General features: G+C 69.1%; 22 protein-coding genes. 13 read left to right on the forward strand and 9 right to left on the reverse strand.

Annotated elements, in window-relative coordinates; all coding sequences use genetic code 11:
* The first annotated feature begins 142 nt into the window (after positions 1-142).
* Together ACOCEP_RS07005 and ACOCEP_RS07010 are read left to right on the forward strand one after the other, a co-directional pair.
* The gene (locus ACOCEP_RS07005; RefSeq protein WP_482336408.1) at positions 143-655 is read left to right on the forward strand and encodes a hypothetical protein; all 513 of its coding nucleotides are present in this window, start codon (positions 143-145) and stop codon (positions 653-655) included.
* A gap of 183 nt (positions 656-838) precedes the next feature.
* The gene (locus ACOCEP_RS07010) at positions 839-1,855 is read left to right on the forward strand and encodes a hypothetical protein (RefSeq protein ID WP_482336409.1); all 1,017 of its coding nucleotides are present in this window, start codon (positions 839-841) and stop codon (positions 1,853-1,855) included.
* Here the strand turns inward: ACOCEP_RS07010 and ACOCEP_RS07015 are convergent.
* The 4 genes from ACOCEP_RS07015 to ACOCEP_RS07030 all read right to left on the reverse strand — a co-directional run bounded on the left by ACOCEP_RS07015 (position 1,852) and on the right by ACOCEP_RS07030 (position 5,615).
* Positions 1,852-2,295 (reverse strand): hypothetical protein, encoded by a 444-nt coding sequence (locus ACOCEP_RS07015; RefSeq protein ID WP_482336410.1) that lies wholly within the window; start codon positions 2,293-2,295, stop codon positions 1,852-1,854. The two genes, ACOCEP_RS07010 and ACOCEP_RS07015, sit on opposite strands and share 4 nt — an antisense overlap.
* Positions 2,292-3,551 (reverse strand): MFS transporter, encoded by a 1,260-nt coding sequence (locus ACOCEP_RS07020; RefSeq protein ID WP_482336411.1) that lies wholly within the window; start codon positions 3,549-3,551, stop codon positions 2,292-2,294. The genes ACOCEP_RS07015 and ACOCEP_RS07020 overlap by 4 nt, the downstream gene beginning before the upstream one ends.
* Before the next feature lie 107 nt (positions 3,552-3,658).
* On the reverse strand, positions 3,659-4,090 hold the full coding sequence (locus ACOCEP_RS07025; RefSeq protein WP_016337543.1) for a MarR family winged helix-turn-helix transcriptional regulator: 432 nt from the start codon (positions 4,088-4,090) through the stop codon (positions 3,659-3,661).
* A 67-nt stretch (positions 4,091-4,157) separates the two neighbouring features.
* Positions 4,158-5,615 (reverse strand): NCS2 family permease, encoded by a 1,458-nt coding sequence (locus tag ACOCEP_RS07030; protein WP_482336412.1) that lies wholly within the window; start codon positions 5,613-5,615, stop codon positions 4,158-4,160.
* Between the two features lie 80 nt (positions 5,616-5,695).
* Between ACOCEP_RS07030 and ACOCEP_RS07035 the strand changes: the two genes are divergently transcribed.
* Together ACOCEP_RS07035 and ACOCEP_RS07040 are read left to right on the forward strand one after the other, a co-directional pair.
* Positions 5,696-5,923 (forward strand): DUF2530 domain-containing protein, encoded by a 228-nt coding sequence (locus tag ACOCEP_RS07035; RefSeq protein WP_037335676.1) that lies wholly within the window; start codon positions 5,696-5,698, stop codon positions 5,921-5,923.
* A 191-nt stretch (positions 5,924-6,114) separates the two neighbouring features.
* Positions 6,115-6,999, forward strand: coding sequence for an endonuclease domain-containing protein (locus tag ACOCEP_RS07040; protein WP_482336414.1), 885 nt, complete (start codon positions 6,115-6,117; stop codon positions 6,997-6,999).
* Between the two features lie 56 nt (positions 7,000-7,055).
* On the opposite strand, the gene ACOCEP_RS07045 is transcribed toward ACOCEP_RS07040, so the two are convergent.
* The gene (locus tag ACOCEP_RS07045; protein ID WP_482336415.1) at positions 7,056-9,863 is read right to left on the reverse strand and encodes a sacsin N-terminal ATP-binding-like domain-containing protein; all 2,808 of its coding nucleotides are present in this window, start codon (positions 9,861-9,863) and stop codon (positions 7,056-7,058) included.
* A complete protein-coding gene (locus ACOCEP_RS07050; protein ID WP_482336416.1) occupies positions 9,853-10,776 on the reverse strand; it encodes a DUF3027 domain-containing protein in 924 nt (307 codons plus the stop codon). The genes ACOCEP_RS07045 and ACOCEP_RS07050 overlap by 11 nt, the downstream gene beginning before the upstream one ends.
* A gap of 49 nt (positions 10,777-10,825) precedes the next feature.
* Here ACOCEP_RS07050 and ACOCEP_RS07055 point away from each other — a divergent pair, with 49 nt between their 5' ends.
* From ACOCEP_RS07055 to ACOCEP_RS07065, 3 genes are read left to right on the forward strand one after another with little or no spacing between them, the layout of a single operon-like run.
* Positions 10,826-11,590, forward strand: coding sequence for a glutaminyl-peptide cyclotransferase (locus ACOCEP_RS07055; RefSeq protein WP_482336417.1), 765 nt, complete (start codon positions 10,826-10,828; stop codon positions 11,588-11,590).
* A gap of 51 nt (positions 11,591-11,641) precedes the next feature.
* Positions 11,642-13,555: an MFS transporter gene (locus ACOCEP_RS07060; protein WP_482336419.1), complete on the forward strand. Its 1,914-nt coding sequence runs from the start codon at positions 11,642-11,644 to the stop codon at positions 13,553-13,555.
* Between the two features lie 10 nt (positions 13,556-13,565).
* Positions 13,566-14,048, forward strand: coding sequence for a DUF2771 family protein (locus ACOCEP_RS07065; RefSeq protein WP_482336420.1), 483 nt, complete (start codon positions 13,566-13,568; stop codon positions 14,046-14,048).
* Positions 14,049-14,171: 123 nt separating this feature from the next.
* On the opposite strand, the gene ACOCEP_RS07070 is transcribed toward ACOCEP_RS07065, so the two are convergent.
* Positions 14,172-14,558: a cold-shock protein gene (locus ACOCEP_RS07070; protein WP_016337551.1), complete on the reverse strand. Its 387-nt coding sequence runs from the start codon at positions 14,556-14,558 to the stop codon at positions 14,172-14,174.
* Positions 14,559-14,690: 132 nt separating this feature from the next.
* On the opposite strand from ACOCEP_RS07070, the gene ACOCEP_RS07075 reads away from it, so the two are divergent.
* Positions 14,691-14,936, forward strand: coding sequence for a hypothetical protein (locus ACOCEP_RS07075; RefSeq protein WP_126730429.1), 246 nt, complete (start codon positions 14,691-14,693; stop codon positions 14,934-14,936).
* On the opposite strand, the gene ACOCEP_RS07080 is transcribed toward ACOCEP_RS07075, so the two are convergent.
* Complete coding sequence (locus ACOCEP_RS07080) at positions 14,872-15,525, reverse strand: HAD family hydrolase (protein ID WP_482336421.1); 654 nt, start codon at positions 15,523-15,525, stop codon at positions 14,872-14,874. The genes ACOCEP_RS07075 and ACOCEP_RS07080 overlap by 65 nt on opposite strands.
* A 94-nt stretch (positions 15,526-15,619) precedes the next feature.
* On the opposite strand from ACOCEP_RS07080, the gene ACOCEP_RS07085 reads away from it, so the two are divergent.
* Together ACOCEP_RS07085 and ACOCEP_RS07090 are read left to right on the forward strand one after the other, a co-directional pair.
* Positions 15,620-16,231 carry a TetR/AcrR family transcriptional regulator gene (locus ACOCEP_RS07085; RefSeq protein ID WP_482336422.1) on the forward strand — a complete coding sequence of 204 codons (612 nt, stop codon included), beginning with the start codon at positions 15,620-15,622 and terminating at the stop codon, positions 16,229-16,231.
* Positions 16,228-17,199, forward strand: a complete 972-nt coding sequence (locus ACOCEP_RS07090; protein WP_482336424.1) for a R2-like ligand-binding oxidase — start codon at positions 16,228-16,230, stop codon at positions 17,197-17,199. Before ACOCEP_RS07085 ends, ACOCEP_RS07090 begins: the two co-directional genes overlap by 4 nt.
* 61 nt (positions 17,200-17,260) lie before the next feature.
* Here the strand turns inward: ACOCEP_RS07090 and ACOCEP_RS07095 are convergent, their stop codons facing one another.
* Positions 17,261-18,919 (reverse strand): AMP-binding protein, encoded by a 1,659-nt coding sequence (locus ACOCEP_RS07095; protein ID WP_482336425.1) that lies wholly within the window; start codon positions 18,917-18,919, stop codon positions 17,261-17,263.
* Positions 18,920-19,129: 210 nt separating this feature from the next.
* Here ACOCEP_RS07095 and ACOCEP_RS07100 point away from each other — a divergent pair, with 210 nt between their 5' ends.
* The 3 genes from ACOCEP_RS07100 (at position 19,130) to ACOCEP_RS07110 (ending at position 22,340) form a co-directional block, all read left to right on the forward strand.
* Positions 19,130-20,593, forward strand: coding sequence for a DUF4331 domain-containing protein (locus ACOCEP_RS07100; RefSeq protein ID WP_482336427.1), 1,464 nt, complete (start codon positions 19,130-19,132; stop codon positions 20,591-20,593).
* Between the two features lie 68 nt (positions 20,594-20,661).
* A complete protein-coding gene (locus ACOCEP_RS07105) occupies positions 20,662-22,002 on the forward strand; it encodes a tetratricopeptide repeat protein (RefSeq protein ID WP_482336428.1) in 1,341 nt (446 codons plus the stop codon).
* A complete protein-coding gene (locus ACOCEP_RS07110) occupies positions 21,999-22,340 on the forward strand; it encodes a hypothetical protein (RefSeq protein ID WP_482336429.1) in 342 nt (113 codons plus the stop codon). Before ACOCEP_RS07105 ends, ACOCEP_RS07110 begins: the two co-directional genes overlap by 4 nt.
* The last annotated feature ends 3 nt before the right edge of the window (positions 22,341-22,343 follow it).

Raw genomic sequence — 22,343 nt, forward strand, 5'->3', positions numbered from 1 at the left:
TGAGCGGCACCGGATCGGTTCCCTCCGGCGTTGCTTCGTCGTCCCCGCGAGAGGGGAGCTTTGCCCGCGCGCAAGGGCGTCACTCTCGGTCGATGATCGACTTGTCGGCCCTCCCCGGAACAATGCACGGATGACCAGCCACGTGTTCGTCGACGAAAGCAAAGAGCGCGGCTACTTGGTGACGGCCGCCGCGCTGCTTTCAGGCGACCTCACGTCCGCCCGGCGCGCTATACGCGGTCTGGTGCTTCCCGGGCAACGGCGTCTGCATTTCACCCACGAGAACGACGGACGCCTGAAACGGATCCTGGACACCATCGCCGGTCTCGGGCCGACGGTGACGATCTACGACGCTTCAGCGCATCATCGACGTCGTCAGCGCGAAGCCTGTCTCGACGCCCTCGTCGAGGACCTCGCGAGCGCCGGGACACGGATGCTGGTCCTGGAAAGCGACGAATCGATAGTGGAACTGGACAGGAAGACGCTGTATCGCTCTGTCCGACGGCACGGATGCCACGAAACTCTCGAATACCGGCATCTACGTGCCTTCGAAGAACCGCTGCTGGCCGTACCGGACGCTCTCGCCTGGTGCTGGCAGCGTGGCGGCCACTGGAAGACCCGCGTGAGGGAAATGGCGGAAGAGATCAGAACCGTATAAGTCCGGATACGCGAAACCCGGCCCACCCACCGTCCGGAAGGCTGCCGGGTCCACTTCGCCGGTTTACTAACCAGCGCTGCTCGAAGTCTACCGCAACCCTCCCCGAAGACCCACCTCCGCGGATCCGCCCATCGGGTTGGCGTTTCGCCGGACAGGCGGCGCCCGACGGGCTAGCTTCACCCCGTGGCCACCCCGAACGACTACCGAGCCATCGCGCGCAAGACCGACCGTCCGATGTGGATCTGGGCGGGCTGCGCGCTCGTCAGTGTCCTGCTGCTGTTCGGCGTGGGCATCTTCGTCGCGATCACCCTGCTGAGCCGGGACGACACCGGTACCGAGGCGAAGCTCCCCGAAGTCTGGCCTTCCAAGCCCGGGCAGGAGCTCCGTCCGGTCGTGATGCCGACGGGCGAGATGGTGGCCGCCCTGACGGACGAAACCGCCGCGCAGGTGCTGTGCCAGGCGATCCCGGAGCAGCGCTGGGAGGAGATCCTCGGCGGTCGCACGCTTCGTGAGGCCGGCCAGTCCTGTCACGCGGTCACCGCGGAGCTCGACGTCAGCACGCAGATGGCCCCCGCGCTGCCGGAAGACACGAGCCGCGGTCTGCCCACGAAGACCACGGTCGCCGGCAAGCTCGCGGTCATCGCCACGGACAAGGACGGCACCACCCTGGGCGTCGAACTCGTCGAGGTCGCGCCGCACATCGGCGCCTCGCCGGTACTGCACATTTCGCTCCGCGGCAGGCTCGTCGAGAGCCCCGAAACCGAAAAGAAGGCAAGGGCCCTCGCCGAAGCGCTGATCGCCGGTGCGATGCCGCCGGGGCCGAAGTTGCCGAAAACCGGCGAGGACGGCGAGATCGCCCTGGAGAAGACCGAACCCGGCCCGATCAAGGACAAGCCGCTCCCGGTGATCTCGTGGCTGCTGTGCGGAGAACTCGGCCGCGCGCTCGGTGTGCCGCCGGACAACGCGAAGCCGAACTTCTTCGCCGCCTGCGAGCTGAACGGCGTGACCGCGGACTACAGCGAGCTGTCCACCGCCGTCGCCCCGACCACGACGATCGCCGGGCGGCCCGCCCAAGTCGACGGACGAGGGGTCTTCGTGCAGCTCACCGACGATCCGGCCGGGCAGACGCTCAAGTTCAAGGGCACCGGCGATCTCGTGGCCCTCGCCGAGAAGATGGTGCCGCCGCTGCTCGGCCGCTAGGCCCGGTATTTCGACAGCAGGTCGCCGAGCAGCGTCTCGTACGCCGTCCGCTCGAAACGGGCACCGGTGAACCGGTACTCCTCAGGGTCGTCGAACGGCTCGTAGTCGGTTTGCCAGCCGAAGTGCCGCCATTCGACCACGTCGTCGCCGAAGACGACCTCGACGCTGTACGCGCCACAGCCGAGGTCACCGCACGCCGGGCACACCAGCAGCGCCACCCGGCCGTCGTCGAAATCGCCCGGCAGTTCACCCAGCAGGCGGCGAAGTGTCTCGACAGCGGCCTCGCGCCACACATCGTCGTCCAGGAACAGCGGTGTCTGCTGCTCCGGCATCTCAGAAACCATCGAGCGCAGCGCGACACCGTCGATCGTCCAATCGAAAAACCGGGCCTCGCCGTCGGTCCACCGGGTCACCGAAGGTTCGACGCCGAGCTTGTTCACACCCGCTCCCGCTTCAGCACGCGCAGCCCATTGCCGAACCGCCGCACCGGCAGGCTCACCCCGCCGCGCCGGATCAGCACGACGGCACAGGCTATCGCGGCGAGCGCCGAGACCGCGCCACCGATGTAGAACGGCGAGCGGCCGCCGAAGGCGTCGGCCATCCAGCCGGTCATCGGTCCGCCGATGGGGTTGCCGCCGATCAGCACCAGCACGTACAGGCCCATCACGCGGCCGCGCATCTCCGGGCTGACCGCGGTCTGCACCAGCGCGTTCGCCGTGTTCAGGAAGGTGATCGTGGCGAAGCCGAGCGGGATCAGCGCGAGGCCGAAGCTCAGGTACGTCGGCATGAACGCGGTGATCACCTCGAACGCGCCGAGCAGGAACGCCGAGATCAGCAGCAACCGCACGCGGGGACCACCGCGGGTGTTGCGGCGGGCCGACATCAGCGCTCCGGTGAAGGTGCCGACGGCGACCAGCGTCGACAGCAGGCCGTAGCCGTCGGCGTCGGTGTGGAAGACGTTCGCGGCGACGATCGGCAGCGACGTGAAGTACGTGATGCCGAACGTGCTCACGAAGAACACCAGCACCATCACGGTCATCAGGTCGCTGCGCCGCCGCACGTAGCGCAGCCCCTCGACGAGCTGCCCCTTCTCACGCGGGATGGCCGGGCCGCGGAAGAGCTTGTCCGGGTTCATCATCACCAGCGCGGCGATGACGGCGCCCGTGCTCACCGCGTTCGCCATGAACAACCAGCCGGTGCCGACCCAGGTGATCGCGAAACCCGCGATGGCCGGGCCGACGATCCGGGCCATGTTGAAGATCGAGGAGTTGAGCGCGACGGCGTTGGTGACCTTGTCCCTGCCGACCATCTCGGCGACGAACGACTGCCGCGCGGGCACTTCCAGCGACGCCGTCACACCGAGGGTGAAGCAGAGCAGGTAGACGTGCCAGAGCGCCGCGATCCCGCTCAGATCGAGCGCGCCGAGCACGACCGCCTGCGCCAGCACGGCGATCTGGATGCCGATCAGCAGCCGCCGCTTGTCGACGCGGTCGGCGAGCACGCCCGCCCACAGCGAGAGGAACAGCGTCGGCGCGAACTGCAGCGCGACCGCGATGCCGAGCGCGATCGGGTCGTTGCCGCTGAGGGTGAACACCAGCCAGTCCTGGGCGATGCGCTGCATCCAGGTGCCGATGTTCGAGATGACCTGGCCGGTGAAGAAGAGCCGGTAGTTACGGACCTTCAGTGAGGAGAACATGCTCCCGCGCGGCTTCTCGCGGGCTGGAGGGGGCGGTGGAGCGGGTTCCCGGGTAGCGGTGGTCTTGGAAGGACACTGTGTTTCGCTACCCGTGGTCGTCACCGCTGTTAGTTCCCCGCCATCCTGTCGATGATCTCGGAGGCGCGAGAGAGCACTTCACGTTCTTCGGCGCTCAACTCCGCCAATTGCTTGTCCAGCCAGATCTCCCGCGCGGTGATCTGCTCGATCACGTAGGCCCGGCCGCGGTCGGACAGTTCGACGATGGCCTGGCGGCCGTCCGTCGGATGCGGCCTGCGCTCGACGTAACCCATCTCTTCGAGCGCGGCGATCACCCTCGTCATCGAGGGAGGCTGGACGCCTTCCTTCGCGGCGAGCTGACCGGGGGTCAGCGCACCGCATTTGTGCAGCGTCGACAACGCGGACACCTGGGTCAGCGAGATACCGTCGCCGGCACGCTGGGCCCGTAGCCGTCGATTCAGCCGCACCACCGCGAGACGCAGGCGGCTCGCCAGTGAGCGCTCGTGCGTGTCTCCGGACATATAGTTAGCATACCTCACGATCGGATCATCGGCCCGTGAGATCGCCCACGGCTGACATAACCGCTGGTCAGCTGAACGCGGCTTGGATCGGGCCGACCGCGAAGTAGGCCACGAACATGGCCGCGATGGCCCACATGAGCGGGTGGATGCCCTTCGCCCGGCCGGAGACCGCGCGGAGCACGACGTAGCTGACGAAGCCGGCGCCGATGCCGTTGGCGATCGAGTAGGTGAACGGCATGACCACGATCGTCAGGAACGCGGGCAGCGCGATGGTGAAGTCGGAGAAGTCGATCTCCTTGACCTGGCTCATCATCAGCGCGCCGACGACGACCAGCGCCGGAGCGGCGGCCTCGACCGGCACCACCTGATACAGCGGGGTCAGGAACATGGCCGCGATGAACAGCACCCCGGTGACGACGTTCGCGAGGCCGGTCCTGGCGCCCTCGGCGATACCGGACGCGGACTCGACGAAGACGGTGTTCGAACTCGAAGACGCGAAGCCGCCCGCCACCGCGGCGGTGCCGTCGACGAACAACGCCTTGCCGACGTTCGGGAGCTTGCCGTCCGCCGGGAGCAGCCCGCCCTCCTTCGCCAGGCCGGTCATCGAGCCCATGGTGTCGAAGAAGTCGGCCAGCACCAGGGTGAACACCAGCAGCACGACGGTGATGATCGGCAGCCGCGTCCAGGCGCCGAAGGAGATGTCACCGACCAGCGAAAGGTCCGGTATGCCCAGGACCTGATCCGGCAGCGCCGGGTAGCCGAGGTTCCAGCCCTGCGGGTTGACGCCCTTCGAGGGGCCGACCTTGGTGATCGCCTCGATGACGATCGCCAGCACGGTCGAGGCCAGGACACCGATCAGGATCGCGCCCTTGACCCGCTTCGCCACCAGGATCCCGGTGATCAGCAGGCCGACGACGAACACCAGCGTCGGCCACGACGCGATCGAACCGTTGATGCCCAGCCCGACCGGCACGGTCGTCTTCGCGTCGTCCGGGACGCGGCGGACGAAGCCGGCGTCGACCAGGCCGATCAGGCAGATGAACAGGCCGATGCCGACCGCGATCGCGGATTTCAGCGGCGGCGGCACGGCGTTGAACACCGCCGTGCGGATACCGGCGAACACCAGCAGGACGATGACCAGACCTTCGATCACCACCAGGCCCATCGCCTCGGGCCAGGTCATCTGGGAGGCGAAGGTGACCGCGATCAGGCTGTTGATACCGAGACCGGTGGCGATGGCGAACGGATAGTTCGCGACCAGGCCCATGACGATCGTCAGCACCCCGGCGACCAGCGCGGTCACCGCGGCGACCTGCGGCACGGGGAGGATGTTGCCGAGGACGTCCTTGTGCGCTCCCGCGTCTTCGGCGGAGAAACTGCCGAGGATCAGCGGATTCAGCACCACGATGTAGGCCATCGTGAAGAAGGTGACGACCCCGCCGCGGATCTCCCGCCCCGGTGTCGAGCCGCGCTCGCTGATCTTGAAGAACCGGTCCAGTGTGGACCGGGTGCGCTGCTCCGCCATCGCGTACCACCCTTCGCCCGTTGCCGGGTACCCTTCCCCACGTGGGCGAATCGATCAATTCCGGGGAAGTAAACGGTTCATTGCGGCCAACGCCGGAGCTGCCGAAGCGGCTGACCGACCTGACGCCGGTCGTGATCGTAGGTACCTCGCTCTGGGCGGTCGCGACCGTGGTCCTGTTCTTTGTGACCGACGGCATCTGGGTGCAGACGGCGTTCTCCGGCGTCGTGCTCGGCTTCATCGGTCTCGCGATCATCGCCTGGCAGCGCGCCGCCGCCCGGCGGGGCTCGAAGAGCGCCCAAAGACTTTAAGAACGCTCAGCGACTTCAGGAGCCCGCGTTTAGTCCTCTAGTTGCGGTACTTGCGCGTGCAAGTACCGCAACTAGAGGACGAAACGCGGGCTGGGAGCAAGTTGTGCACAGGCGAAGGGCGTTGTGGGCAAGTGCGGCAAAGATGATCTTGAAACGGGAGTGGCGCCGGAGACGGGTGTCATCGTCGGGTCATGTCCAGAAATCCCTGCTGCGAGTTCTCCGGTCCCTTCCGCGGCAGCCATGCCGTCAGCGAAGGGGACCTCACCCGCGCCCAGCTCCGTTCGGGTCTGTACAACCGCCTGTTCCAGGACGTCTATGTCCCGGCTGGTCTTCGCCGAGATCATGAGCTGCGGTGCAAGGCCGCGGCACTCGTCGTGCCCGGCGGCGCGGTGCTGACCGGTTGCTCCGCCGCGGCGGTGCGCGGGTTCCCGTTCGCGCTCGCGGATGATCCTGTCGAATTCGTCATACCCGAGCAGAAGGGCTTTCACGGTCTGACCGGAACGCGACTCCGTCGCACCAGGCTCCTCGGCGAGGATTTCGAGCCCTGGCGCGACAGCCTGATCGCCACACCCTTGCGGATGACGATGGACATCCTGGCCGACACGCGTCCCCATCGGTCCTTGCCCCGCGTGGTCGGCTTCCTCGATGTCCTGCTCCACACGGGATTCATCGAACGCGACGCGCTGGAGGTCTACCTGCGAGGCCGCCATGACCACGGCATCGTCCGGGCTCGCCAGGCCCTGGCACTCTCGGATGGGCGAGCGGAGTCGATTCCGGAGTCCGAGGTCAGGGTGTGGCTGAGGCTCCATGACATCGTGGCGGAGCCACAGGTGGAGGTTCACCGAGACACTTGGTTCCTCGGCCGCCTGGATCTCGCGATCCGCGAAGCCAAACTCGCCATCGAGTACGACGGCGCGTGGCACCTCGAGGGCGAGCAACCGCGCTTGGACGCCCGGCGGCGGTCACTCATCGAGGCGGAAGGCTGGGAGTTCGTCGTCATCACCAAGGAAGAGCTCTACGGCGACCCGCGGGCGATGGTCCACCGAGTACGGACGGCCCTCGCCCGCCGCGTTTAGTCCTCTAGTTGCGGTAGTTGCGCGTGCAAGTACCGCAACTAGAGGACGAAACGCGGTCAGTTCAGGAGGGCCGAGGGCGAGGGGTCGTCGAGCAGGGCCGTCAGGACGTGGCGGTCGCCCCAGCGGTCCGTGGCCCAGGCGAAGGCCCGGCCGAGGCCTTCGGGGGTATCGGCGGCGTGCAGCCTGCCATCGGACCACCAGGCGACCTCGTGTTCCGCGTCCTCGAAGGTCACCGTCAGCGCCTCGTGCAGCAGCACGCCGCCTTCGGGCAGCTCGACGCCGAGCTGATCGGCGGCCAGCCGGAGCGCGGACAGCTCCGTCCACGGCACGTACTCGCCGTCTTCGGTGACCTTGGCGTCGAGACCGCTCGCCACCGGCAGGTCCAGCTGTTCCGCCAGCGCGGCGGCGCCGCTCCCCGAGACGACCATCCGCTCCGGCGCCAGCACGGCCGCGAACCACGGCACGTCGAGGACGACGGCGCCGCGAGCGTCGACGGCCGAGCCGTCCGCGGCACGGACACGATCCGGCGCGGGAACGTCCACTGTGTACTCGGCCAGGGCCGCATGCGCCCGGGAAGCGAGGCCGGGGCTCACCTTGCGCTCGGGGTCCCCGAGCCGCTCCAGGAGATCTTCGACGTCCTCGGCGTCGGCACCCAGCTCCGTCCGGACGCCGGCGGCGAGCAGGATCTCCTTGCTCAGCCCCGAATCCGGGACGACGTCGTAGAGCCCGGCCAGCGCGGACGCTTCCGGCATCCGCCAATCGAGCGGCGCGTGCCCGTCCAGGAGCGCGTACCGCGCGAGCCACCAGCCGGTGTGCCCGCCGGGTTCGGTGAGGGCACGCCAGGTTTCGGGGCGCGCCGCGAGCAACCGCAGCGCCTCCGGCCAGGCGTCGTCGCCGACGAGGTCAAGATCGCGCACGGCGAGCACCCGTGACGGCGGGCGCTCCAGCGAATCCCACCAGTCGTGCTCGTCGGGCAGGCCGTGTTCGGGCTCCAGCGGTTCGTCGTCGGTGACGATCGCGAACGAATCGAGCACGCCGACCGCGACGAGCGTCGCCACCGGCCAGTCTTCGGCGAATTCCTCGTCCAGCACGGACAAAGCGCCGTCTTCTTCGAACACCTCGGGATCGAAGATGTCGCCCAGCGGCGACGTCGGCAGGACGAGTTCGTCCGCGCGACGCCAGCCGTCCTCGCTCGGCAGAGCCAGCGCGCCCGCCCACTCGGGGGCCTCGTCGCCGACCTCGGCGATCAGGCGGAGCACCGCGCCCGCGAGCGCCATACCGTCCAAACCGGACCGGACGTCTTCGACGCTGCGCTCGACGGCCGCGCTCAGCGCGTCGGCTTCCAGCAGATCGCCCGCCTCGGCGTGCTTGGCGCCCAAGCGTTCCAGCAACGGATGCGCGGCGCCCGGATGCACCAGCCGCAGACCGATGATGTCCACATCGGACAGAAGTTCGAGCAGTTCCGCCGAGCCGCCGACGAGCAACGCGTCGCGGACGCCGGGCAAGGTTCGGCCGTCCGATATCGGCACCGGCAACGCGCCGAGGTCGTCCTTGGTGAGATCGTGCGCTTCGAGCGCCGGGAGCAACACGTCGTAGAGCGAGCGCCACCACGAGGGCTCGCGCTGGGCCCCGGTCAGCAGCTCGATGGCCTCGGCGGGCGAAAGCGACCGTGCGCCGACCGCGCGCAGGTCCACACCGGACAGTGAAATCAATCCGGGTACGAGATCGGCCAGCAGCGGCGCCAATCCCGGTACGTCCACCGAAAGGACACGCGCCTGACGCCCCGGCAAGTCGTCGCCCGCTTGCGCGGGCAGCCAGGGCAGCTCGGCAAGGTTCTCGAGGATGGCCTCACGCAGCGTTCCGTCCACAGTGGAACGCGGGAAGTCCGCACCGGGCACGAGCGCCAGCCGTTCCTTGCCGGGCAAGGAACGGACGAGTTCGACGTACTCCCGCGCGGCGTTCTTCAACGCCGCCGTGAGCTCCGGGCCCGGCAGCGCACGGCGGCGGGACGGCTCGATCGGCACCGTCGCGATCAGCCTGGCCGGCAGGGAAAGCTCGTCGTCGGTCGGAGTCGGCGCGTGCAGGACGTCTTCGCCGAGCGGCCGGGGCGAACCGGATCCGTCGAGCGGGACGGCCCAGACGACCTCACCGCGATGCACCTGCCAGTGCTCGGAACCGTCCGGCGACGCGAGCTCGACGACGCCGTCGCCCAGCTCGGCCCGGCGCCAAACACCGCCCTCGACCTCGATGCTTTCGAGCCAGGACAGGGTGAGCAGGAGATCACCGATGTCGTTCTTCAGATCCGCCAGCAGGGCCCGGACATCGACGCCTTCGCGCAGCGGAAGACGGACCTCGGTGGCGAAACCCTCGGGCACGGGAGGCTCGTCGGCGGCGGCCGGCCACGGCAGCCGCAGCACGGGAACGTCGCCGGTGCGCCCGGCTTCCGCACGCGTGCGTTCCGCGGAGAAGGCGACGCCACCGGTCACCGAAACGATCCTCGGCTCGGCGGAAACCGTGAGCACGGCGGCGAAACCGACACCGAACCGGCCGACGGTCTCCTCGCCCTTGCCGGAAGCACGAAGGGAGGCAAGGGATTCGACTCCGCGAGCGTCCAACGGCGCACCGGTGTTGGCGACCCTCAGCTCACCGTCCACAACGGACACCCGGAGCGTGCCGCGGTCACCGGTGGCCAGGGCGGCGTCGGCGGCGTTCTGCGCCAGCTCGACGAACAGCCGATCGCGGTAGCCACCGACCCGCAGGTCGTTCTCGGTGTTCGTGTCCTCGGTGAACCTCGTCGGCGAATCCGCCCACGCCCGCAGGACGGCGGCGCGGAGCCGCTCGGTGCCGAACGGGTCAGTGCTCACTGGCGCTTTCGGCTTCGACCTGCGCTTCGTCGGCGGCCTCCGGCTCGACCTCCGGCTGGACCTCGGCGGTCTCCGGCGCCTCGGCGACGGGGGCCTCGGACTCGTCGACGACGGTGGCCTCGGCGGGCTCGGGCTCAGGCTCGGCGGGCGTCTCCGGAGCGGGCTCGAAGTCGATCAGCGAGTCGTCGTAGACCAGCTCCGCCACCGGCACCGACGAGGTCACCTCGACCTCGATCTCGGAATGCGCGCCGCAGCCGTACTCGACGTCGACGACATGACCGTCCGCCGGGGAGATGTCGTTGGTGCACGCGCCGAAGGCCGCGCTGAGCGACCCGGCGAGCGGCACGAAGAAACCGCAGCTGCCGCAGACGTCCGGCGCGCTGCGCGCCATGTCCGACCGCGGGCCGAACTCGCCACCGTGCCAGCGGGCGGCGGCGTCGAGCCTGCCGTACCGGGACAGCACGTGGACCCGGCCGAGACCGGTCTCCTTGGCCACCGCTTCGACCGCGGGGTCGTCGGACTCCAGGTACGCCGGGACGAGCCGCGGGTCGTCCTTCTCCACCGGGAAGATGTCGCCGACGCCGAGGTCGCCCGCCTGGACGCGCCGGTCCCACGGGACCCAAGCCGGGGCGACGCGCGCTTCCGGACCGGGGATCAGCACGACCTCGCTGACCGTGATCGGCTCGTCTTCACCGGCGAGCGCGACCGTCACCGACCAGCGCCAGCCTCGATAACCCGACACGGTCGCCTCGAACAGGTGACTCGCGGAGACCGCGTCCTCGGAGTCCACGCCGACGTGCGCGCCGACCTGTTCGGCACCGGCGTCCTCCAGCACCGCCGCGCGGGCCAGATCGACCGCTTCGGCGAGTTTGCGCTGGATGGAGCCGTCGTCCAGGGTCAGCAGCAGGGTCATGCCCCCATTCTGCCGCACGCGATATCGCGGTCCGTGTCAGGCTGTCCGGGTGCGTACGCCGATGACCATGTCACTCCTGCTGGCCGCCGTCCTCGGTGGCTGCGCCGCCGCGCCGGTGAGCGACGCCGCCCCGCCCGCGCCCGAGAAGCTGAAGGTGCGGGTGGTCTCGACCCTGCCCCACGACCCGGCCGCCTTCACCCAAGGGCTCGAGTTCTCCGGCGAGACGCTGTACGAGGGGACCGGCCTGGTCGGGAAGTCCTCGATGCGGGCCGGGCCTGCGGGCGCGGCGCCGTCGGTCCGGCAGGAACTGCCCGGGCTGTTCGGCGAGGGCATCACCGTGCTGGGGAAGACGGCCTGGCAGATCACCTGGCAGGACGGCGTCGCGATCGAACGCGACGCCAAGACGCTGGCCGAGCTGAGGCGAGTGACGTACACCGGCGAAGGCTGGGGCCTTTGCCACCAAGACGGGCGGCTGGTGATGAGCGACGGCTCGTCGAAGCTGACCTTCCGCGACCCCGTGACCTTCGCCCCGACGGGGAGCGTCGAGGTGGGCCGTGACCAGCTGAACGAGCTGGAATGCGTCGGGACCTCCGTGTACGCGAACGTCTGGCAGACCGACCGGATCCTCCGGATCGACGCCGCGACCGGGCGGGTGACCGGCGAGATCGACGCGTCCGGGCTGCTCGCTCCCGGGGAACGAGGCTCCGCCGACGTCCTCAACGGCATCGCGGCGGTGCCGGGGACCGACGAGTTCGTGCTCACCGGCAAGCTCTGGCCCAAGATGTTCCGCGTGAAATTCGTCCCCGCCGCCTAGAAAGCAGTGGTGAACGCGCGAAGCGAGACCCGCGTAAGGCAGGATTGAAGCGTGGGAATCTTCGGCTCGAACTCTGGACGCGACGGCACGCCTTCCGGCAGGCCGGGCAAGGAGCGTGGCCGAAAGAGCAAGCGGAAGTGGACGCCGGAGCCGGGGGCCGCCCAGGCGCGCGACTGGTCCGCGCCGCCGCCGACCCGCGTCGACCAGCAGCCGGTGCCGCCCCGCGCGGCCCGTCCGCAACCCCAGTACCAGCCGCATCCGGCCGGGCCGACCGCCGACGAGGCGCGCACCGGCGCGATCCCGATGGGGCACCACCAGCCGCCACCACCGCCGCGAACCCCGCCCCGCGGAGCGCGGCCGTATCCGGATCCCTCGCAGCGGCAGACCGAACCCGTCCGGCGTCGCCCGGGCGGGTTCTACGACGAGCACCCGCCGGGCAGCGGCGAGTACGAGCACTACGACACCGGCGGTTACGCGGGTGAGCCGCGGGTCGCCCAGGAACAGCCGCACGAACACCCGACGACCGCGGTTCCGCCACGCGCCGGCTCACTGCCGAAGATGCCGAAGAAGATCACGGTCACCCGGGTCGCGGCGATGCGCAGCCGTCAGCTCACCGGGCAGGCCGTCGGAGCCTTCCAGCGCGCGGCGAAGGCGGACGGCGCCGACAAATCCGGCCTGACGTCGCTGACGTACGCGGTGATGCTGAACTACGCCAGCGACGCCGCCATGGCGATCGCGCTGGCCAACACCTTGTTCTTCGCCGCGACCAGCGGGGAGAGCAAGGGCAAGGTCGCGCTCTACCTGCTCATCACGATCGCCCCGTTCGCGCTGGTCGCGCCGGTGATCGGCCCGGCGCTGGACAAGATCCAGCGTGGCCGCCGGCTCGCGATGTGCGTGTCCTCGGCGGGGCAGGCGCTGATGGCGATCGTGATGGCGCTGCACTTCGACGACTGGCTGCTGTACCCGGCGGCGCTGGGCATGATGGTGCTCTCGAAGTCGTTCACCGTGCTCAAGGCCGCCGTGACGCCACGGGTGCTGCCGCCGGAGATCACGCTGTCCAAGACCAACGCGCGGCTGACCGTGTTCGGCCTGGTCGCCGCCGGTGTGTTCGGCGCGCTGGCGAGCGGGGTCAACGCGATCTGGGGTTCGCAGGGCGCGCTGTGGTTCACCATGCTGATCTGCGTCGCGGCCGCGGTGCAGTCGATGCGCATCCCGTCCTGGGTCGAGAAGACCGAAGGCGAGGTGCCGGCGTCGCTGTCCGCGCATCCCGAACGGCGGGTCAAGAAGCAGCGGCAGCCGATGGGGCGGCAGATCGTCCTCTCGCTGTGGGGCAACGGCACCGTCCGCGTGCTGACCGGGTTCCTGATGATGTTCTCCGCGTTCGCGGTGAAGGCGCAGGCCGAAGGCAGCGGGCAGAGCCCCTTCGACCAGCTGCTGCTGCTCGGCGTCATCGGCGCGGCGGCGGGCGTCGGCGGTTTCCTCGGCAACGCGCTGGGCTCGCGGCTGCACTTCGGCAAACCGGATCAGGTGATCCTGGCCTGCGTCGGAGCCTGTCTCGGCATCGCGATCATCGCCACCGTGGCGGCGGGGCTGGCGACGGCGGCGATCGTGGCGCTCGTCGGCGCGACCGCGAGCGCGCTGGCGAAGATCAGCCTGGACGCCGTCATCCAGGAGGACCTGCCGGAAGAGTCGCGCGCGTCGGCGTTCGGGCGGTCGGAGACCGTGCTGCAGATGTCCTGGTGCTTCGGCGGTGCCGTCGGCCTGCTGCTGCCGCCGACGTACTGGATCGGCTTCCTGGTGCTTTCGATCCTGCTGGCCGTCGGGTTCACGCAGACGTTCATGGTGCGGCGCGGCACTTCGCTGATCCCGGGGCTCGGCGGCGACCGGCCGTTGCGCCCGGAGCCGACGAGCGAATCGCCGATCCCCTCGCAGCCCGGTGACTCCCGGTGGCGGCCGGGCTCGTAATCTTCACCGTATGCGGCGACTTCGTATTTCAGCCCTACTCGCGGCGGGTGGTTTCGTGGTGGCCGGTTGCGCGGCCCCCGGCCCCGAAGAGGTGACCTTCTTCGCCGACGGAAAGACGGTGAACGTCGCCCCGCTGGCCTCCTGCGACATCAAGAGCGCCCAGTGCACCACCAAGCCCGACGCCGCGGGCAAGCTCCGCGTCCGGCCGGGGAAGCCGGTGCAGATCTCGGTGCCGGGCGCGATCGCGGAGACGCCGTGGAAGGTCACGGTGCAGTACGTGAACGGCAAGGGCGAGCCGCAGGAGCTCAAGCAGGACATCATCACGTCGCTGGACCGGTTCGCCTACACCGTGACGACGCCGCGGCCCGACGACCAGATCCTCGTCGTCGAGGTCGCGCAGGCTTCGGTGCTGAGCCGGACCGGGCGTCCGGAGGACGCCGAAGCGGTCACCACGGCGATCTGGTCGCTGCAGGTCGAGCCGCCTGCCGCCTGAGGGAGCAAGGGACCTTTGCTACCACTCGCGGATCTCCCCTGAGCTGAATCGCGTGAAGGCCCCCTTCCCTCGGCTGAGCCGAGGGAAGGGGGCCTTCACGCGCTTTGGCCGCGGGGGCGCCGATCAGGGATCGAGGTCCCGGGCGACGGCGCGCATGATCTCGGCGATCTGCTTCGTATTCTTCCGGTCCGGGTAGCGGTTGCGCCGCAGGTCCGGCTGCACCTTGAGCTCGAGCAGCTTGATCATGTCCTCGATGAGCCCGTGCAGCTCCTCGGCGGGACGGCGGCGCGCCTCGGCGACCGACGGCGGCGGGTCCAGCAGCCGGACGGAGAGCGCTTGCGGGCCGCGGCGGCCGTCGGCGACACCGAACTCGAGGCGCTGGCCGGCCTTGAGCCCTTCGACGCCCTGCGGCAGCGCGGCTTTACGGATGTAGACGTCGGCGCCCCCATCCTGGGTGACGAAACCGAAACCCTTCTCCGCGTCGTACCACTTGACCTTGCCGGTCGGCACTTCCCTCACCAGTCCTTTGCTGTCCTGCTCACAACGAACGCGCCCGGGGGCGTACCCAGGGCGCGCGTCCCATAAGCGTATCTCGCCACACGCCCTGTGGAGAAGCGGATACCGGCGGATACCCTCTGCTTCATGGAGACCGCAGTAAAGGAGGCCGCTGTGGCCGTCCCCGAAAAGCCCGGCAAGCCGATCCTCATGCGCGTCGGCATCGGCCTGTTCGCGCTCGGCATGCTCGCCGTGACGGCGGTGTTCGTGCTGTTCGCCGCCGGGCTGGAGAACCTGCCGGTGTGGCTGTCCGCCGCGGCGGGCGTGATCACTCCGCTGGGACTGGCCCTCGGTCTGATCGCCCTGATCCGCGAGGCTCGCCGAAAGAGCTGAGCCAGCCGGGGAACTCGGTCAGCGAGTCGAAGACCACGTCGGCCCCTTCCGCGAGCAGTTCCTCCTTGGTGCACGGGCCGGTCGTGACCCCGATGGGGACCGCGCCCGCCGCCAGCGCGCCGCGGATGTCGCCGAGGTGGTCCCCGACGTAGACACGGGCGCCGTGCTCGGTGAGCGCGGCGGCCTTCTCGGTCGACCACAGCTCTCCGACCAGGACGTCGACCTCCATACCGAGCGCGTCCAGGTGGAGTTTCGCGTTGGGCGCGTACTTGCCCGTGACGACGACGGTGCGCCCGCCCGCCTCACGGACCGCGTGCAGTGCTTCGGCCGCGCCGGGCATCGCGACCGTCACGGGCACGACCGTGTCCGGGTACATCGCGCGGAACCGCGCCACCAGCTCCGGGATCCGCTCCTCCGGCGCCCCGAAGCCCCGCAGGCTGGCGTCGAGGGGCGGGCCGAGGTTGGCCGCGAAGTATTCGCCGTCCAGCGGCAGGCCGGACTCCACGCCGAGCGCGTTCATCACCGCGACCATGCCAGGCCGCGGATCGATCAGTGTCATGTCGAGGTCGAACCCCACGGTGATGCCCACACGATCACGGTAACCGCCACCACCGACAGATTTACACCGGACAGGTACTCGTCAACTTCTTTGACATACGCGTGATCTGTGTCAAGCTGGAAGTGTGGGCGAGATCACGAGCTTCTCCGATCGGACCAAGGCCTCACTGCGGGAGGCACTGCTCGACGCGGCCACCGAGCTGCTCACCGAGCACGGCTACACGGCACTGCGGATGGCGGACGTCGCCGCCCGCGCCGGGGTGAGCAGGCAGACCGTCTACAACGAGTTCGGCAACAAGGGCACGCTCGCCGAAGCCGTGGTCCTCCGGACGACTTCGGAGTTCCTGGAAGGCATCCGCCTGCGCGTCCAGGACGCGCTCGACCTGCGCGACGGGATCCGCGAGGCGGTCGTGTACACGATCGAGCACGCCCGCGAGAACCGGCTCGTCGCCACCACGCTGGGCACCGAAGCGGGCGAGGACCTTCTTCCCTTGCTCACCACCAAGGGCGAACCGATCCTGACCGCGGCCACCGAGGTCGCGGCCGGGCAGTACCGCGAGTTCGAGCCGTCGCTCTCCCCGGAATCCGCCACGCTGCTGGCCGAGACCGTCGTGCGGCTTTCCCTGTCCCATCTCGTCATGCCGACGCATCCGGCCGACGAGGCCGCGGCGGCCGTCGTCGCCGTGCTGGCACCCGCGATACGGGCGCTGACCACCGATTCGAAGGGGACACCATGACCGACACGCTCTCCGAACTGCGGACCGGTTTTTCCTCACTGCGCAAGGGCGGGCTGAACTGGGACTCGTTCCCGCTGCGGCTGTTCGTCAAGGGCAACCAGAAGTTCTGGAACCCCGCCGACATCGACTTCTCCCGCGAACGCGAGGGCTGGGACAGTCTCAACCCGGAGCAACAGCGGTCGACGACCTATCTGGTGGCGCAGTTCATCGCGGGGGAAGAGGCGGTCACCGAAGACATCCAGCCGTTCATGCGGGCGATGTCCGCGACGGGCCGCTTCGGCGACGAGATGTACTTGACGCAGTTCTGTTTCGAGGAGGCCAAGCACACCGAGGTGTTCCGCCGCTGGATGGACGCCGTCGGGCTGACCGGGGACCTGCATCCGTACGTCGCGGAGAATCCCCACTACCGCAAGCTTTTCTACGAAGAGCTGCCGCAGTCCTTGCGTGCGCTGGAAGACGATCCCAGCCCGCTCAACCAGATCCGCGCGAGCGTCACCTACAACCACGTCATCGAAGGCAGCCTCGCGCTGACCGGGTACTACTCCTGGCAGCTGATCTGCACGCAGCACGACATCCTGCCGGGAATGCAGGAACTGGTGCGCCGCATCGGCGACGACGAACGCCGCCACATGGCCTGGGGAACCTTCACCTGCCGCCGGCACGTCGCCGCGGACGATTCGCTGTGGGACGCGGTGCAGCAGCGGATGGGCGAACTGCTCCCCCACGCGCTGGGCATGATCCAGTGGGTGCAGGACCAGTTCGAGGAGATCCCGTTCGACAACGATCCCGAGGAGATCATCCAGTACGCGGCCGACCGGGCGCAGCGGCGTCTCGGCGCGATCGAGTCCGCGCGCGGGATGCCGGTGGAGCAGATCGACCTCGACTACTCGCCGGAGAACCTCGAAGAGACCTTCGGCGAAGAAGACGCGAAGGCGATCGCCGCGGCCGCCGCCAACACCGCGGCCTAGGGCTGAAGGACGCTTTCACCGCATCTCATGCGGTGAAAGCGTCCTTCAGCCCCCGGAAGTGTCAGGCGTGCTTGGTCGCCGCGGCCTTTTCGAGCCCCAGGATGCTGATCGACTCCGCCCGCATTTCGACCTTGCGCACCTTGCCGGTCACCGTCATCGGGAACTCCTCGACGACGTGGACGTACCGCGGGATCTTGTAGCGCGCCAGCTTCCCCTCGCAGAACTCCCGCACGGCTTCGGCCGTCAGCGGCTCCGCGCCCTCGCGCATGCGGACCCACGCCATCAGTTCCTCGCCGTACTTCTCGTCCGGGACGCCGATGACCTGCGCGTCGAGGATGTCCGGATGGGTGTAGAGGAACTCCTCGATCTCGCGCGGGTACAGGTTCTCGCCGCCGCGGATGACCATGTCCTTGATCCGGCCGGTGATGTTGACGTAGCCGTCGGCGTCCATGATCGCGAGGTCTCCGGTGTGCATCCACCGCGCCGCGTCGATCGCCTCGGCCGTCTTGTCGGCCTGCTCCCAGTAACCGAGCATGACCGAGTAACCCCGGGTGCAGAGTTCGCCCGGTTCGCCGCGCGGCACGGTCAGCCCGGTCTCCGGATCGACGACCTTGACCTCCAGATGCGGCCCGACCCGCCCGACCGTCGACACCCGCCGTTCCACCGAATCGTCCGCGCGGGTCTGCGTGGACACCGGCGACGTCTCGGTCATGCCGTAGCAGATCGACACCTCCGCCATCCCCATCCGGTCGATGACCTGCTTCATCACCTCGACCGGGCACGGCGAACCCGCCATGATCCCGGTGCGCAGCGAGGACAGGTCGTGGGCGGCGAAATCCGGGTCGGCCAGTTCGGCGATGAACATCGTCGGGACCCCGTACAGGGACGTGCACTTCTCGGCCGCGACGGCTTCGAGGGTGGCCTTCGGCTCGAACGCGGGCGCCGGGATGACCATGCACGCGCCGTGGGTCGTCGCGGCGAGATTGCCCATCACCATGCCGAAGCAGTGGTAGAAGGGCACGGGGATGCAGATCTTGTCCGCTTCGGTGTAGTTGCAGAGTTCGCCGACGAAGTAGCCGTTGTTGAGGATGTTGTGGTGGCTGAGGGTGGCGCCCTTGGGGAACCCGGTGGTGCCTGAGGTGTACTGGATGTTGATCGGGTCGTCCGCGGAGAGTTCTGCCTGCCGCTTCACCAGCGGCGCGCGGTCGGCCCGATGGCCGATCTCCAGCATCGACGGCCACTCCGGGCTGTCGAGCAGCACGACGTGCTCCAGCGCCGGGCATTTCGGCCCCGCTTCGGCGATCATGCCCGCGTAATCGGAGGTCTTGAACGAGTTCGCGGCCACGATGAGCTTGATCCCGGCCTGGTTCAGCACGTATTCGAGTTCGTGCGAGCGGTACGCCGGGTTGATGTTGACCAGGATCGCGCCGATCTTCGCGGTCGCGTACTGGACGCAGGTCCACTCCCAGCGGTTCGGTGACCAGATGCCGACGCGGTCGCCCTTGGCGATCCCGAGGTCGAGCAGGCCCAGCGCGAGCGCGTCCACCTCGGCCGCGAGTTCGGTGTAGGTCCAGCGTTTCCCGGCGGCGCGGTCGACGAGCGCGTCCCGGTCACCGAAGGCGGCGACGGTGCGGTCGAAGTTGTCACCGATGGTGTCCCCCAGCAGCGGGGTGTCCGAGATTCCCGATGCGTAGCTCGGTACTGCGGGGGCGTCGGGCATGGAGACTCCTGCGTTCGGCGACAGCGACGCGTCGAGTCTAGGAACGTGGCGTGACCGCGGCCACCTGCAAGTGGAGACGTCGCTCCGCCCGCGCCACAACACTTCCACAACATTCCCACTGACGCCGGCGCCCACCATCGGAATCCGGCGTCCGGCCGAGGGCAGCGTGCCTGTCCTTTCCCGCGACGCGTTTCGAGAAAGGGAATGGAAATGGCTGCACCCCATCCTGCTCGCCGTCGTGTCGTTTCGCGGCGAAGAGCGGCCGCCTCGGCCATCACGGTCGTGGCCACGGTCCTGGCGAGTGCTCTCGCCGGGCTTTCGGCCGGTCCGGCGTTCGCGTCGAGCCACCGGGAAGCCCCGCTGATCTCGGGCGACCCGCCGGTGGACAACACCGACGTGTACGCGTTCGTCAGTCCGGACAGACCGGACACCGTGACCCTGATCGCGAACTGGTACCCGTTCGAGGAACCGAACGGTGGACCGAACTTCTACCCGTGGGCCACGGACGCCCACTACGACATCAACATCGACAACAACGGTGACGCGAAGGCGGACCTGACCTACCGGTGGAACTTCCGCACCGACGACCGGCGGGGGAACGACACCTTCCTCTACAACGACGATCCGGTCACGTCGCTGGACGACGAGGATCTGTTGTTCCGGCAGACCTACACCCTGTCGGTGATCGACAGGGCTGCCGGACGGGTCACGAACCTGGTCACCAACGGGAAGGTCGCGCCGTCGAACGTCGGCCCGGCCTCGATGCCGAACTACCGCGCCCTCCGGGACCAGGCGATCACCGCGGTCCCGGGCGGGAAGACGTTCGCCGGGCAGGCGGACGACCCGTTCTTCCTCGACCTGCGGATCTTCGATCTGCTCTACGGCAAGGACCTGTCCGAGGTCGGGCAGGACACGGTGGCGGGCTTCAACGTGAACACCGTGGCGCTCCAGGTGCCCAAGAGCACGCTGACGCTCCGCGGCGACCCTGCCCGCAACCCCGTCATCGGGGTCTGGAGCGACACCGAACGCGGTTCGATCACGGTGCGCACCCCCGGTACGCAGCGATCGCTCGGCGCCGACGTCCAGGTCTCGCGATTGGGCAACCCGCTGGTGAACGAGGTCGTCGTGCCCGCCGGGTTGAAGGACCGGTTCAACTCGCTCCTGCCGGAGCAGGACCGGACGGTGCCCGCGCTGGTGAACAAGGTGCGCAACCCGGAGGTACCGGACCTCGTCCAGCGGTTCTACGGCATCCCCGCGCCCGCCAAGCCCCGCGACGATCTGACGGAGATCTATCTGACCGGGATCACCAGGAAGTCCGGTGACCGGATCGATCAGACGCTCAACTCGCAGCTCGACAACGCCGACGTCGACCCGGCCCGGTTCGCGCCGTCGGAGCAGCTTCGGCTGAACACCTCGATCCCCGTCACCGCGCGGCCCAACCGGCTCGGCGTGCTCGGCGGTGACCTCCAAGGGTTCCCGAACGGCCGGAGGCTGGCCGACGACGCGCTCGACATCAGCGTCCAGGCGCTGGAAGGCGCCGCGGTCAGCGGCATCGTCAAGGCGCTCGCCGCGGGAGACCGGGTGGACCGGAACGACGTCCCCTTCGAGCCGGTGTTCCCCTACGTCGCCCTGCCGAACACCAAGGCGGTCAACTCGCCGTCGTCCGGCGGCTGATCCCCCTCCCCCGGTGGCCGCCGCGGCGACGGCGGCGGCCACCACCCCACTTCCGGAAGGCGGACCCGATGTCCCGCGACATCTCCGAAAGCACGACAGGTACGAAGAAAACCCGATTCGGGAAACGCTCTCTCCCGGTCGTTTTCGGCGCGAGCCTGCTCATCGTCGGTATCGCCGCGCTCGTCCCGGCCGATCCCCCACCGGCCGTCACGGAAGGAGCGCGGGGCGGGGTGAACACCCTCGACCGCGCGATCCGGGCGGCGGAAGCCAAGCTGGCGAAGGGGTCGCGGGATCCGGGGACCCTGGCCGAACTCGGCGCCGCCTATGTCGAGCTGGCGCGGGTCGAGGCGGACCCGGCGCTCTTCCCGAAAGCCGAGGAGGCGTTGCGGAAGTCCCTGGCGCAGCAACCCGACGGCAACGGGATCGCGTTCGCGGGCATGGGAGCGCTCGCCAACGCGCGGCACGACTTCGCCGCCGCTCGCGACTGGGGTGAGAAAGCCAAGGCCGCGCTTCCGGACAACGCCGAGGTCCACGGCGTCCTCAACGACGCCTACACCCAGCTCGGGGACACCACCGCGGCCACCGCCGCGGTGCAGCGGATGCTCGACCTCAAGCCGGGGGTCCCCTCGTTCACCCGCGCCGCCTACGAGTTCGAAATCCACGGCCAGGTCGACGACGCCCGGCGCGCGCTCGATCGCGCGCTCGCGGACGCCATCGATCCAGGGGACGTCGCGTTCTGCCGCGGCCTGCTCGGCGAACTCGCCTTCGACAACGGAGACCTCGACACCGCGGAGCGCCATTTCGAGACGGGGCTGCGTGCCGCGCCCGAGGAAACCTCACTGCGGCAAGGAAGGGCCAAGGTCGCGGCGGCTCGCGGGCGGATCGGCCAGGCCATCGCGGACTATCAGGATCTCGTGACCCGTCAGCCGAACGTCGGAAACCTGCGCGAGTACGCCCTGCTGCTGACGTCGGCGGGCGCGCCGGACGCCGCCGAACGCCACTACCGGCTCTTCGAGGAAGAGCGACGCCTCGAAGTGGCCTCCGGCTCGAACGTCGACCTCGAAGCGTCGCTGGTCGCCGCGGACCGCGGCGATGCCGGACAAGCGCTCAAGTACGCGCAGGCGGAATGGGGACGCCGGCAACCCGTGTTCGTCGCGGACGCCCTCGCCTGGGCGCTGCACCTCAACGGCCGGGACGCCGAGGCCCTGACCTACGCCGACCGGGCGGCGAGCACCGGCTGGCGCAGCGCTTCGTTCGCTTATCACCGCGGCATGATCCTCGCGGGCCTCGGCCGGACCGCCGAGGCCCGCGAGGCACTCGCCGAAGCCCTGCGCGTCAACCCGCACTTCTCCGTGGCCGACGCGCGGACGGCGAGGGACACGCTGGCGAAACTGGGCGGTGCCCGATGAACGAGCGCCGATCGGTCCTGGGCGCGCTGATCTTCTGTGCCGTCGTCACGGCGTGTTCCGGGACGGCTCCCGATCCCGGCCCCCGGTTCGACGACGAAACCACCGAAGGCGTCGTGACCGAGCTGACCTGCATGAAGCACCAGCCGCGGGCGCCCGGCCCCCGCTACACCGACGAGAAGCTCCAGCGCACCGACGAGACTCTCGCCCTGCTCCGCTATTACACCGCCAACGGCGCCAAGCCCTATTGCGACGGCAACGACCTCACCGGCATCGATCGGCAGTGGATCGATCTCTACCTCGGGCTGGGCGCGGACCCGGGAAACGTGAGACGCCGGTGACCG

The sequence above is a fragment of the Amycolatopsis sp. CA-211722 genome (genome assembly GCF_056828465.1).

What these genes read in the sequence shown, in the direction of transcription:
- ACOCEP_RS07020 (WP_482336411.1), bottom strand. Translation starts at nt 3,551, where the DNA reads ATGTTCTCCTCACTGAAGGTCCGTAACTACCGGCTCTTCTTCACCGGC.
- ACOCEP_RS07025 (WP_016337543.1), bottom strand. Translation starts at nt 4,090, where the DNA reads ATGTCCGGAGACACGCACGAGCGCTCACTGGCGAGCCGCCTGCGTCTC.
- ACOCEP_RS07030 (WP_482336412.1), bottom strand. Translation starts at nt 5,615, where the DNA reads ATGGCGGAGCAGCGCACCCGGTCCACACTGGACCGGTTCTTCAAGATC.
- ACOCEP_RS07040 (WP_482336414.1), top strand. Translation starts at nt 6,115, where the DNA reads ATGTCCAGAAATCCCTGCTGCGAGTTCTCCGGTCCCTTCCGCGGCAGC.
- ACOCEP_RS07050 (WP_482336416.1), bottom strand. Translation starts at nt 10,776, where the DNA reads ATGACCCTGCTGCTGACCCTGGACGACGGCTCCATCCAGCGCAAACTC.
- ACOCEP_RS07065 (WP_482336420.1), top strand. Translation starts at nt 13,566, where the DNA reads ATGCGGCGACTTCGTATTTCAGCCCTACTCGCGGCGGGTGGTTTCGTG.
- ACOCEP_RS07075 (WP_126730429.1), top strand. Translation starts at nt 14,691, where the DNA reads ATGGAGACCGCAGTAAAGGAGGCCGCTGTGGCCGTCCCCGAAAAGCCC.
- ACOCEP_RS07090 (WP_482336424.1), top strand. Translation starts at nt 16,228, where the DNA reads ATGACCGACACGCTCTCCGAACTGCGGACCGGTTTTTCCTCACTGCGC.
- ACOCEP_RS07095 (WP_482336425.1), bottom strand. Translation starts at nt 18,919, where the DNA reads ATGCCCGACGCCCCCGCAGTACCGAGCTACGCATCGGGAATCTCGGAC.
- ACOCEP_RS07100 (WP_482336427.1), top strand. Translation starts at nt 19,130, where the DNA reads ATGGCTGCACCCCATCCTGCTCGCCGTCGTGTCGTTTCGCGGCGAAGA.
- ACOCEP_RS07105 (WP_482336428.1), top strand. Translation starts at nt 20,662, where the DNA reads ATGTCCCGCGACATCTCCGAAAGCACGACAGGTACGAAGAAAACCCGA.
- ACOCEP_RS07110 (WP_482336429.1), top strand. Translation starts at nt 21,999, where the DNA reads ATGAACGAGCGCCGATCGGTCCTGGGCGCGCTGATCTTCTGTGCCGTC.